Here is a 12,194-nt window from a genome sequence, read left to right as displayed (position 1 = left end):
GCGCAGCGCTCCGGCGCGGACGCGGGCCTGGCCGAGGAGCTGCGCCGCCGCGAGGGCCACGTCCCGCTGCTGCGCCTGCCGCTGCCCACCGAGGGCACCCCGCCGAGCGGCTACGACACCGTCGTCCTGCTGCCGCTGCGCGACGCCGCCGCCGAGGACCTGACCCGCCGTCTCCTCGACGACACCGACGACGCGCTGCTGCTGGCCCTGCCGGGGCTGGCCGAGGTGGTCGTCGAGACCGAGGACGGCGTGCGCACCCTGGCCCGCCGCGAGCCCGCCGGGCCCACCGTCACCGAGGACGAGGTCGTCATCGCCGACGACGGCTCCGAGACCCGCTGGCAGGTGCTCAGCCGAGGCGGCCCGCTCGACGCCGAGCTGCTGGCCGACCGCACCACCGAGGAGCGCCACCGCCCGTTCTGGTCGCTCACCTGGGCCGTCCCGGTCGACGACGCGGGCGACCCGGTCCGCGTCCGCTCCGCCTACCTGCACGCGCCCACGCCCAGCGACGAGCCGCTCGGCCTGCCGGCGCTGCTGATCGCCAGCTTCCCGCTCGACTCCACCCGCCGCCACGTCGCGCCGGGCCGGCTCACCGACTTCCTCGTCGAGCAGGCCGCCGACGCCTACGCCGAACTCGTCCGCCGCCGCGGCGCGAGCCTCGGCTCGCTGCGCCTGGTCCCCGCGCCGCTCGGCAAGGGCGAGCTCGACGCCAAGCTGCGCCGCGCGATCCTGGCCCGGCTGCCCGAGACGCCCTTCCTGCCGGAGGCGGGACAGCAGCACAGCCCGGAGGCGGGACAGCAGCACAGCCTGCCGGAGGCGGGACAGGACCACGGCCTGCCGGAGGCCGTCGAGGAGGAGCGGGAGTCGGCGCTGCGGCCGCGCGACGCCGTGCTGCTGGAGGGCGCCGACGCCGAGGTCGTGCGCGCGCTCGCCACCGTCCTGCCGGGCCTGCTGCCCGCCGGGCTGGAGCGCCGGCAGGAGCTTCGCTCGCTGGAGGTGCGCCGCGTCGCCCTCGCCGAGACCGTCGACCAGCTCGCCAACCTCGACCGTGAGCCCGAGTGGTGGCGCAACCTCTACGGCTCCCTCGCGGGCGCCGACCCGGAGGCGCTCGGCGCGCTGCCCGTCCCGCTCGCCGACGGCCGGATGGTGCGCGGCCCGCGCCGCGTCCTGGTGCCGGTGAACTGGAGCGGCTCCGGTGCCGGGTCCGGGGAGGAGGGCCCGGTCCGCGCCGAGGACCTGGAGATCCTCGGCCTGCGCCTGGCCCACCCGGACGCCGCCCACCCGCTGCTGGAGAAGCTCGGCGCGGGCGTCGCCACGCCCGCGGGCGTGCTGGAGACGCCGGAGCTGCGGGCCGCCGTCGCCCGTTCCGCCGACCTCGACGACGAGGAGGAGGCCGAGGAGCTGGCCGAGGCCGTCCTGCGGATCGTCCGAGCCGCGCTCACCGAAGGCGAGCTGGCTGACGGTCGGTATCCGTGGCTGGCCCGGCTGGCGCTGCTCGACGAGGACGGGGTCTGGGCGCCCGCTGGTGAACTCGTGCTGCCGGGGAGCCCGTTGGCCGCCCTCGCGGACGGCGACGACGCGGTCTTCCTCGACGAGGAGCTGGTCGAGCGCTGGGGCGCCGACGTGCTGCGCGCCGTGGGCGTCGCCCACAGCTTCGGTCTGCTGCGCGCCGAGGAGGCCGTCCTCGACCCGGACGACCTGGAGCGCTTCGACCCCACCGCCCCCGCCGACCGCGCGCTCGGCGGCGAGCCCGCCGCTCTGCTCGACGAGGCCCCCGACGGCCTCGCCGACTGGGCCGAGGACGTCACCGAGTCGCTGCTGACCGGTGACGACCTGCCGCCCGGCGTCCCCGCCGTCCCGCCCGTCGCCGCCGAGCTGCTGGCCGTGCGCGACCTCGACCTCGTCGCCGACGACGCCTGGCCGCAGGCCCTCGCGCTGCTCGCCCAGCCGCCGCTGCGCGGCGCCGTCGTCGACAAGGTGCGGCTGCTGCTGCCCGACGGCCGCACTGCCGAGGTCGTCCCCTACGCCGCCTGGTGGCTGCGCGACCACCCCGTCCTCGACGGCCGCGCCCCCGCCGGCCTGCGGGCCGCCGGCGGCGACCGGCTGCTGCGCGGCCTGTACGAAGAGGCCCGCACCGACCTCGACGAGACCTTCCTGCACGCCCTCGGCGTCCGCACCACGCTCGCCGCGCTGCTGGAGGACCCGGAGGGTCCCGACGACGTCCTCGACCGTCTCGCCGACGCCGAGCGTCCCGTCGCGCACCGCCAACTGCACGGCATCTACACCGCGCTGGCCACGGTCCCGCTCGACCGCGTCCCGCTGCCGGACGAGGTCCGTGCGCTGCCGCCGCTCGACCCGGCCACGCACCGGCGTCCCGCGCACACCGTCATCGTCGACGTGGCCGACGCCGTCGTCGCCGACGCGCCGGACCTGGTGCAGCTGCTCGACGACTTCCCACTGATCACCGTCGCGCCCGCGCTGGCCCCCGCGCTCGCCGAACGCCTGCACGTCTCGCTCGCCAGCGAGATCGCGGGCGGACGGGTGCTCACCGAGGGCACGGTCCGCGCCGTCCCGGAGGAGATCCGCGAGCTGCTGCCCGGCTGCCCCGCGGTCTACGAGGAGCACGAGGAGCTGCTCGTCGTCGGCCCCGACGGCGAGGAGGCCCCCGTCGGCTGGCGCTGGGACGCCGAGAGCGAGGCCCCCGCGCTGCCGGAGGGCGAGGGCGCCGTGACGGACGAGCCGGACGAGTTCGCACCGGTCGTCCCGTTCGGCACCCTCCACGCCGCTACCCCGGAGGGCCTCGCCGCCGGTCTCGCCTGGGCGGCGGGCGCCTGGGCGCGCCGCTTCGAGGTGCTGGCCCTGCTCGGCGACCCGGACCGCGCCTACGAGCTCGGCGCCGCCCGGGACTTCGAGGGCTGAGCCGAGGGCTGGTCCGGGGGCCGAGCCGAGTCAGTCGACCAACTCCAGCACGGCGAACTGCATCTGCTCCGTCAGCACCCGGTAGCTGTGCCCCGGGTGCAGTTGGCCGGCGTACCCGGGCAGGTCGGCGGGAGGAGCGGGCGACCAGCCGTAGGAGAGGTCCAGGACCAGGTACTGCGGCGGGGCCGCCCTGCTCCCGCCCAGCCAGTACAGGTCGGTGCGGGCGGCCAGCCGCGACATCGCGGTGATGTTGGACTCGACCACCGCCCCGTCCGGAACCAGCGCCAGCGCGCGCGAGATCGCGTCGCTGCGCGGCGTCGAGGTGTACGTCGAGGGCCGCAGCAACGACGCCGCCGGCAGCGACAGCGTCGCGCACAGCGTCAGCGCGATGGCCGTCACCGCCGGGACCACGCCCCGTTCCGCGTAGCCGCGCAGCCAGCCCGGCGCGTCCTCGCGCTGCCCCAGCCGGCGGATCGCGTCGACCAGGGCCAGGAACAGGACCGGCATCAGCACCGCGTTGTAGTGCCAGGCGGTGCCCCAGTAGTCGGTGTCGGAGGAGACGAAGCGCCAGCCCAGCGTCGGCAGCGCCACCAGCAGCAGCGGGGAGCGCAGCGCGAGGAAGCCGGTGACGCCGAGCAGCATGCCGAGCGTGGACAGCTTGACGTCCGCGGGGCTCAGCAGGCCGGTCAGGGCGTGCGTCCAGCCGCCGGCGGGGAGCTTGTCCCGGTAGCCGTACGCACCCGACGAGTTGAAGTGCGGGATCACGCCCCACACGGTCAGCGCCGTCATCCCGAGGCCGAAGACCGCCAGCATCACCCCGAGCGCCCGCTCCCGCAGCAGGAACAGCAGCAGCCCGACCGCCGCGACGGTGACGCCCAGATCCTCCTTGACCAGGGTCAGCGGCAGCGCCCAGAACGCCGCCCGGTGGAACCGCCGCAGCAGCACGTTGCGCAGCACGACCGCGAGGATCGGCACCGCGAAGGCGATCTCGTGGACGTCGAAGTCGACGGCGCGCTGCAGTCCCCAGGAGAGCCCGTAGGCCGCGCCCAGCCAGAGCGCCTTGGCACGCGACACGAACCGTCCGGCGGTGGCGGCCACGACCGTCACCGAGCTGGCGAACAGCGCGGACTGCGCGAGCAGCAGCGTCACCGTCGAAGGGAAGAGCCACCACAGCGGGGCCAGCAGCGCCATGATCGGACTGAAGTGGTCGCCCAGGATGTTCGCGTCGGCGCCCTTGATGTGCACGATCGGGGCGTGGAAGTCCGCGTACTGCCGGACCTCCTCGACGAAGATCGCGGTGTCCCAGGACATCGACCCGTCGTGCAGGTACCGGCTCAGCTCGACGATCGAGTAGTCGACGCAGAAGAGCAGCCCGAGCACCAGGTACGGCCAGGTGGCGCGCCTGGGCACCAGCCGGTGCCGCGGGCGTCCGACGCCGGCCCCGCGCTGGCCGGGGATCCCGGCGGTCACGCGGTCGGCTGAGGCGGCTTCCTGGCTCACCCGCCGCACGGTACCGGTGCGCCGGGCCCCGCAGAAGGGTCTACTCCTGTGAGTCCGGCCTCTGGTCGGACGACAGGTCCCGCGGACGCCGCGCCCGCACGCTCGGCTGCTGCGGCAGGCCGATGGTGATCCAACGCCAGACGATCTCCAGCAGCACCCCGGCCGCCACCCCGATGACGGCGCCCGTCAGCGGATCGCGCCAGCCCTCCAGATGCAGCTGGAAGAAGGTCTGCGCCCACGGCACGGTCATCACCAGCACGAAGCCGAGGCCCATCATCGCCACCAGGACCAGCTTCCACAGCGCGTAGGGGCGCGCGATGATCGCCAGCACCCACAGCGCCACGATGAACAGCGTGAGCGTCGCCGTCGAGGTGTCCGCCACCTGCCCCGTCGTGTGGTTCGCGCGCGCCAGCATGTACGCCGTGAACGCCGCCGCACCCGCGATCACACCCGCCGGGATCGCGAAGCGCAGCACCCGGCGCACGAACCCCGGCCGCGCCATCTCGTTGTTCGGCGCCAGCGCCAGGAAGAACGCCGGGATGCCGATGGTGAGCGCGCTCAGCACGGTGGAGTGCCGCGGCAGGAACGGGTACGGCACCCGGCAGACGATCGTCGCCAGCGCCAGCAGCACCGCGTAGACCGTCTTCACCAGGAACAGGTTGGCGACCCGCTCGATGTTGCCGATCACCCGGCGCCCCTCGGCGACCACCAGCGGCAGCGTCGAGAACCGGTTGTCCAGCAGCACGATCTGCGCGACGGCCCGGGTCGCCTCGCTGCCCGAGCCCATCGCCACGCCGATGTCCGCGTCCTTGAGCGCCAGCACGTCGTTGACGCCGTCACCCGTCATCGCCACGTGGTGGCCGCGCGACTGGAGCGCGCCGACCATGTCCCGCTTCTGCTGCGGCGAGACCCGGCCGAAGACCGAGTGCCCCTCCACCGCGTCCGCCAGAGCCTCCGGCTCCACCGACGCCTTCGGCAGTTGCCGTGCGTCCATCGGCTCCTGCGCGCCCGGCAGCCCCAGCGAGCCCGCGACCGCGCCGACCGACAGCGCGTTGTCGCCGGAGATCACCTTGGCGGAGACGTTCTGCCGCTCGAAGTAGCGCAGCGTGTCCGCCGCGTCCGGACGCACGCGCTGCCGCAGCACCACCAGCGCCCGCGGGGCGAGGCCCGCCGCCGGGTCCGGCGCGTCCAGCGGCGTCGGGGTCCGCGCCAGCAGCAGCACCCGCAGCCCCTGCGCGCCCAGCCGGTCCACCTCCGCCAGCGCCGGGCTCTTTGCCGGCAGCAGCACGTCCGGCGCGCCCAGCAGCCATGTCGCCACGACCCCGCCGCCCTCGCGCAGCTCCGCCCCCGACCACTTGCGCGCGGAGGAGAACGCGGCAGCCCGCGCCACCGCCCAGCGGTCCGCTTCGTCCCCGGTTCGCGCCGGGTGCGCCTCGATGATCGCCTGCAGGCTGGCGTTGGGACGGGGGTCCGCCGTGCCGAGCGCGGTGAGCGCCCGCGCGATCTCCTCCCGGCCCGCCTCGTCGAGGGGGCGCACCTCCTCGACGTCCATGCCGCCCTCGGTGAGCGTGCCGGTCTTGTCCAGGCACACCGTGTCGACCCGGGCCAGCCCCTCGATCGCGGGCAGCTCCTGCACCAGGCACTGCCTGCGTCCCAGCCGGACCACGCCGATCGCGAAGGCCACCGAGGTCAGCAGCACCAGGCCCTCGGGCACCATCGGCACGATGCCCGCCACCATGCGCCGGATCGCTTCGCGCAGATCGCTGCCCGAGACGTACAGCTGGCTGAGGATCAGCCCGATCGCGGTCGGGATCAGCAGATAGGTGATGAACCGGAGGATCGTGTCGATGCCGCTGCGCAGCTCCGACTGGACCAGGGTGAACCGGCTCGCCTCCTCGGCCAGCTGCGCGGCGTACGCCTCGCGCCCGACCTTCGTGGTCGTGAACGCTCCGCCGCCGGCCACCACGAAGCTGCCCGAGAGCACCGGGTCGCCCGGGTGCTTGTGCACCGGGTCGGGCTCGCCGGTCAGCAGCGACTCGTCGACCTCCAGCCCCTCGGCCTCGGCCACCTGACCGTCGACGGTGATCTTGTCCCCGGACCCCAGCTCGACCAGGTCGCCCAGCACGATCCCGCTGTTGCTGACCGCGGTGCTCCGCCCGTCGCGCCGCACCCGGGGCTTCGCCTCGCCGATCACGGCCAGGTTGTCGAGCGTCTGCTTGGCCCGCAGCTCCTGCACGATCCCGATGCCGGTGTTGGCGACGATGATGAAACCGAACAGCCCGTCCTGGATCGGCCCGACGATCAGGATCACCACGAACAGCGTGCCGATGATCGCGTTGAAGCGGGTGAAGACGTTGGCCCGCACGATCTGGGCGGTCGACCGGCTGGACCTGAGCGGGACGTCGTTCACCTGGCCGGCGGCGACACGCTGCGCCACCTCGGCATCCGTCAGTCCGGTGAGGGTCGGCAACGTGCTGGTCATACGCCCGACCCTAGGTTGGCTACTGCTCCGGCGCCTGCTGGGCTCGCCGGGCCGCCTCGCGCTGCGCGGCGTCGCGGCGGATGGCGTCGCGACGGGCGCGGCAGTACCAGATGCCGATCAGCCCGAGCCCGAATCCGGCCAGGCAGATCCACTGCCAGTCGCCCCGGCCGTGGGCGGCCATGGAGGAGTGGAAGGGCAGCAGCACGAGGAAGCCGATCAGCCACACCACCGTGCCGCCGGTCACGATGGCGACGTCGTTCGCCTCCATCGGCGGGGCAGAGGGGAGCTTGGTCGTCTGCTTCATCAGGGCGGGCATCTTCACCTTCACGTCGCTGAGCGTACCGCGACGCCTCGAAGCCCCCTTTGTTTAGAGGTTTGCACAGTCTACGCGCGCAGATGGCTAAAACTTTTTGTTTATTTGATACTGGACGCGCTCGAACTCCCGCCCGAATCAGGAAAGCCCCTCTCCATGACCTCGGCCGCCCCTGCCACGACCGCGCCCGCCGATCCCGGACCCCACACGCCCCGCAACGGGCTGGACCGGTTCTTCAAGATCTCCGAGCGGGGCTCCAGCTTCGGCCGTGAGATCCGTGGCGGCGCCGCCACGTTCTTCGCGATGGCCTACATCATCGTGCTGAACCCGATCATCCTTTCCTCGGCGACGGACAAATTCGGCCACCACCTGAACAGCGGTCAGCTGGTCACCGCCACGGTCATCACCGCCGGGTTCACCACGCTGCTGATGGGCGTCTTCGCCAACGTCCCGATCGCGCTCGCCGCCGGCCTCGGCGTGAACAGCGTCGTGGCGCTGCAGCTCGCGCCGAAGATGACCTGGCCGGACGCGATGGGCATGGTCGTCCTGGCCGGCATCGCGATCATGGTCCTGGTCGCCACGGGCCTGCGCGAGCGCGTCATGGCGGCGGTACCGCTGAGCCTGCGCAAGGCCATCGCCATCGGCATCGGCCTCTTCATCGCCCTGATCGGCATGGTCGACGGCGGCTTCGTCACCCGTATCCCGGACGCCGCCCACACCACCGTCCCGCTCCAGCTCGGCGGCAACGGCCACCTCAACGGCTGGCCGACGCTGGTCTTCATCGTGGGCACGCTGCTGACCCTGATCCTGATCGTCCGCAAGGTCCCGGGCGCGATCCTCATCTCCATCGTGGTCGCCACGGTCTTCGCGATGATCGTCGACAAGGTCGCCAAGATCCCGGCCGACAGCTGGGGCCTGACCGTCCCCGCCCTGCCGCACAGCGCCGTCGCCACCCCCGACTTCGGCCTGCTCGGCAAGGTCTCCCTCTTCGGGGGCTTCGGTCAGGTCGGCGTGCTGACCGGCGTCCTCTTCGTCTTCACCGTGCTGCTGTCCTGCTTCTTCGACGCCATGGGCACCGTCCTCGGCGTCTCGGAGGAGGCCCACCTCCTGGACAAGCAGGGCAACCTGCCGGGCATGAACAAGGTCCTGATGATCGACGGCATCGCGACCCTCACCGGCGGCGCGACCTCCAGCTCCGCGGGCACCTGCTTCGCCGAGTCCACCACCGGCGTCGGCGAGGGCGCCCGCACCGGCCTCGCCTCCGTCGTCACCGGCCTCTTCTTCGTCGCCGCGCTCTTCCTCACCCCGCTGGCCACCATGGTCCCCAGCCAGGCGGCCACCCCGGCCCTCCTCGTCGTCGGCTTCCTGATCATGGCCAGCGGCATCAAGGCGATCGACTGGTCGGACTACACGATCGCCATCCCGGCGTTCCTGACCATGATCATCATGCCGTTCACCTACTCGATCACCAACGGCATCGGGATCGGCTTCATCGTCTTCTGCATCCTGCGCGTGGCGACGGGGCGTTGGCGTGAGGTGCCGGCCGCGCTGTACGTGGTGGCGAGCGTGTTCGCGTTCTACTACCTGATGCCGGCGCTGGGGATCGGGCAGTGAGCCCGGCGCTCTGAACCCGAGGCCCGAGGAGGGGCGGTGGACCTTGATCGGTCCGCCGCCCCTTGTCCGTCCAGCCAGGCCGGGCCGGAAGGCTGCGGGATGATCTAACGCGTGACGGACGATGCTGAATGGGCTCTCGACAGCGCAGAGGCCTGGCACGAGCGCCTCGGCTGGGTGTTCGGCCTGATAGCCGAAGATCGTGACGAGCGCCTTGCCGCGCTCCGGCAGCAGATCGCCGCGTGTCGCCGCGCGGGCGAGACGCGGCTCCGGTCCAACCATCTCTGGCACGTGACGCGACCGCTGGGGCCGGTCGAGCAGTATCGCGAGCCGGGCTACGCGCTGGCCCGTGAGGTGGATTTCGCTGTACGGACCCGGATGCTGGACCGCAAGTACGTCCGCGTCGCCCGCGCCATCGACAACGCCGAGCTCCGTGAACGGCTCGCCGGCTGAGTGAGCTTCGGCTTGTTCTGCAGGCGCCGCTTCGCTTCCTCGGTCCTGGAGCCGACCGTGCAATCTCCTTCTGAGCGGCGGTGGCAGTCCCGAACAAAATGAATTGCCTCGGGGGTAGCGCTCACGTTGGCTGGGCAGCATGGTTGAACTGCGTACCGATCGCCTCGTGCTCCGTCGATGGCAAGACTCCGACCTTGAACCGTGGGCGGCGATGAATGCTGATCCCGAGGTCCGGGAGCACTTGGGCGACCTGCTCACCCGTGAACAGAGCGATGCCTCCGTGGCGCAGTTCCAGGCCGAGTTCGACCGGCGAGGCTACGGATGGTGGGCAGTTCAATTGCAGGCCACGGGCGAGTTCATCGGCTTCGCGGGCTTGGACCAAGTGGATGATGGCATGCCGTTCACAGGGGTTGAGATCGGTTGGAGGCTCGCCCGCTCGGCCTGGGGTCAGGGTTACGCCACCGAGGCCGCCATGGCCGGCCTGGCCTTTGGCTTCGAGGTGCTTGAACTCCCCGAGATCCTTGCAGTGACGACCGCCACCAACCTCCGTTCCCAAGCGGTGATGCGCCGGATCGGCATGACCCGCGACCCGGCTGACGATTTCGACGACCCCAACGCGCCCGAAGGGCCACTGCGTCCGAACGTGCTGTACCGAATCGCGCGTGGTGTGAGGGTCTGACGCTCTCGGCTCGATCGTTTGGTCAGGCTGCGGCGGGGAGTGGGCGTCCGCCCCAGCGGATGCCCCTCTCGGTGCGGATGCAGGCGCGTCCTCTGCGCTGCGCCTTGAGGACGTCGGGGTGGCGGGCGTTGGCGTTGTGCCAGTGCGGGGGTGCCGGTACGGACCCTTGAGGCGGAATGGCGTGATCCGATTTCATTTGGATCACGATGGTGATCTCAATCAGGACATTCACGGACGTGATCGACGGCCGTCCCAGGGACCTGTACCAGCATGTGCTGGAATCCCCTTGCCAGTCACTACGCTGACGGCCTCGATCCTCCGGAGACACTCTTGCGCATACGGTCTCTGGCCACCCTCACCGTTCTCGCGGTGACCGGCGGCATCAGCCTCATCGCTCTCCCCGCGGCCGCCAGCCCCACGACACTGACGGTCGACGACGCTGCTGGCGCGAACTGCAGCGACAGCGGCACCGGTACCGCCGATCAGCCCTACTGCACCGTCCAGGCCGCAGCCGACGCGGCACAGCCGGGCCAGACGGTCCAGATCACCCCGGGCACCTACACAGCTCCGGTGACGGTGACCCACTCCGGGTCCGCCGACGCGCCGATCACCTTCACGTCCACCGGCACCGCCAGCCTGACGACCACCCAGGGGCCGGTCCTCACGGTCGACGGCGCGCACGACGTCGTCTTCTCCCATCTGTGGCTGCACGGCCCGGGGACCGTGGTCGCGGTCAACGACTCGACGGACGTCGACTTCACCCAGGATGGCGTGACCGCAAGCGGCACGACCGCGAGTCCGGCCGCCGTCGTCCTCAGCGGCGCCACCAGCGGCACGAGCATCACCCACAGCAGCCTCAGCGGTCAGGCCTCCTTGGCGTCGGTCACAAGCGGGGTCTCGGCGACCACGATCAACGGCTCGCTGCTGTCGGCTCCTGGTGGTTCGGCGGTTCAGACCACAGACGCCCCCGGCACCGTCGTCACCGGAAACACCGTTCAAGACCCGAACGCGGACGCCATCGATCTCGCAGGCGCCTCCGGCAACAGCAGCATCGAGGACAACATCCTCACCCCGCCGCGCACGACGACCGTCACTCCGGCGGTGGGCAGCGCCCAGATCAGCGTCGACGCGACCGCCGTCACCGGCACCCGCGTGGACTACAACATCGTCAACCCGCTGTCGGGCATGGCCCCCTACTCTTTCGCCGGCACCCTCTACACCTCCCCGGCCGACCTCCAGGCCGCCACGGGACAGGGTGGCCACGACATCCAGGCTGATCCGCAGCTGAACGGCTGGACCCCGCGCCCCACCTCGCCCGCGATCGACTCGGCCGACGCCGACGCTCCGGGCGAGACCACCACCGACCGGGTCGGCAACCCCCGCGTCGACGACCCCGCCGTGGCCAACACCGGCACGGGCGTCGGCTACTTCGACCGCGGCGCCTACGAAGCCCAGGACCCCTTCGCTGTCGTCGATCTGGTCGTGACGCCGTCTCAGGGGCCGTACCCGCTGCCCGTCACCGCTTCCGCCACGATGAACAACCCCTGGGGCGACGTGGCTTCCTACACGTTCGACTTCGGCGACGGCAGCGAGCCGGTCACCACGAGCAGCCCGACCGCCCAACACACGTACACCGCGGCGCCGCAGTCGGGCACCCCGTACGTGGTCAAGATCACCGCGACCACCACGAACGGTCACACCGACACCGTGATCGCCTATGCGGACGTCAGCGCGCCCGGGCCGCTCACCCCCGTACTGCAGGTAACCCCCGTCAGCGGGACCAGCGCGGAGGTCATCGCCGACAGCTCGACCTCCACCGACCCGTGGCCCATCACCAGCCGCGTCGTCGACTTCGGCGACGGCAGCGGCCCGCAGGACATCACCACCACACATGCGATCAGGCATGACTTCCCCCAGCCCGGCTACTACACGGCCACGCTCACCGAACAGGACTCCGCAGGCCGCACCGCCACCGTCAGCTACCGGCTCGCCGTGGGCATGTCCCCCGCCCAGCAGCGCTGGAACCTGCTCGCCCGCGACAGCGCCGGAAACCTCTGGCAGTACGAGAGCTACGGCTACTACGGCGGCGAACTGATGAGCCCCGCCAAGATCGGCGGCGGCTGGAACATCTACAACACCATCGTCAGCCTGAACGGCCAGCGCGCGGACGCCACCGGCGACATGGTCGCCCGGGACGCCTCGGGCGTGCTGTGGCTCTACCAGGGCACCGGTGTCCAGGG

At 72.0% G+C, this 12,194-nt stretch carries 8 protein-coding genes and 1 pseudogene; 5 read left to right on the top strand and 4 right to left on the bottom strand.

Annotated elements, in window-relative coordinates:
- Positions 1-2,916, top strand: a 2,916-nt coding sequence (locus tag TR50_RS29340) for a hypothetical protein (RefSeq protein WP_052441462.1), incomplete at its 5' end; no start/stop codon positions are given.
- Positions 2,917-2,946: 30 nt separating this feature from the next.
- Here TR50_RS29340 and TR50_RS29335 read toward each other — a convergent pair.
- From TR50_RS29335 to TR50_RS29325, 3 genes are read right to left on the bottom strand one after another with little or no spacing between them, the layout of a single operon-like run.
- Positions 2,947-4,416 (bottom strand): DUF2079 domain-containing protein, encoded by a 1,470-nt coding sequence (locus TR50_RS29335; RefSeq protein ID WP_152648705.1) that lies wholly within the window; start codon positions 4,414-4,416, stop codon positions 2,947-2,949.
- A gap of 40 nt (positions 4,417-4,456) precedes the next feature.
- The gene (locus tag TR50_RS29330) at positions 4,457-6,898 is read right to left on the bottom strand and encodes a cation-translocating P-type ATPase (RefSeq protein ID WP_042428809.1); all 2,442 of its coding nucleotides are present in this window, start codon (positions 6,896-6,898) and stop codon (positions 4,457-4,459) included.
- Positions 6,899-6,917: 19 nt separating this feature from the next.
- On the bottom strand, positions 6,918-7,226 hold the full coding sequence (locus TR50_RS29325) for a DUF2530 domain-containing protein (protein ID WP_369405794.1): 309 nt from the start codon (positions 7,224-7,226) through the stop codon (positions 6,918-6,920).
- Positions 7,227-7,367: 141 nt separating this feature from the next.
- On the opposite strand from TR50_RS29325, the gene TR50_RS29320 reads away from it, so the two are divergent.
- From TR50_RS29320 to TR50_RS29310, 3 genes are all read left to right on the top strand, one after another.
- Positions 7,368-8,825 (top strand): NCS2 family permease, encoded by a 1,458-nt coding sequence (locus TR50_RS29320; RefSeq protein ID WP_042428806.1) that lies wholly within the window; start codon positions 7,368-7,370, stop codon positions 8,823-8,825.
- A 111-nt stretch (positions 8,826-8,936) separates the two neighbouring features.
- A complete protein-coding gene (locus TR50_RS29315; protein ID WP_042428803.1) occupies positions 8,937-9,275 on the top strand; it encodes a hypothetical protein in 339 nt (112 codons plus the stop codon).
- A gap of 139 nt (positions 9,276-9,414) precedes the next feature.
- The gene (locus TR50_RS29310; protein WP_042428800.1) at positions 9,415-9,954 is read left to right on the top strand and encodes a GNAT family N-acetyltransferase; all 540 of its coding nucleotides are present in this window, start codon (positions 9,415-9,417) and stop codon (positions 9,952-9,954) included.
- A 22-nt stretch (positions 9,955-9,976) separates the two neighbouring features.
- Here TR50_RS29310 and TR50_RS49240 read toward each other — a convergent pair.
- Positions 9,977-10,096 (bottom strand): annotated as a pseudogene (locus TR50_RS49240) (IS630 family transposase); the annotation flags it as partial.
- 188 nt (positions 10,097-10,284) lie between these two features.
- Between TR50_RS49240 and TR50_RS29305 the strand changes: the two are divergent.
- Positions 10,285-12,194 (top strand): PKD domain-containing protein (locus tag TR50_RS29305; RefSeq protein WP_042428797.1); only part of this gene is annotated, 1,910 nt, incomplete at its 3' end.

The organism is Streptacidiphilus anmyonensis (genome assembly GCF_000787855.1).
In the GTDB taxonomy this organism is placed as follows: domain Bacteria; phylum Actinomycetota; class Actinomycetes; order Streptomycetales; family Streptomycetaceae; genus Streptacidiphilus; species Streptacidiphilus anmyonensis.
The sequence above is the reverse complement of the archived record's forward strand: the minus strand, read 5'-3'. Positions and strand labels throughout refer to the sequence as shown.

Excerpts from the sequence above, each read along its gene's own strand:
- TR50_RS29330 (WP_042428809.1), bottom strand. The coding sequence starts at position 6,898 with ATGACCAGCACGTTGCCGACCCTCACCGGACTGACGGATGCCGAGGTG.
- TR50_RS29320 (WP_042428806.1), top strand. The coding sequence starts at position 7,368 with ATGACCTCGGCCGCCCCTGCCACGACCGCGCCCGCCGATCCCGGACCC.
- TR50_RS29310 (WP_042428800.1), top strand. The coding sequence starts at position 9,415 with ATGGTTGAACTGCGTACCGATCGCCTCGTGCTCCGTCGATGGCAAGAC.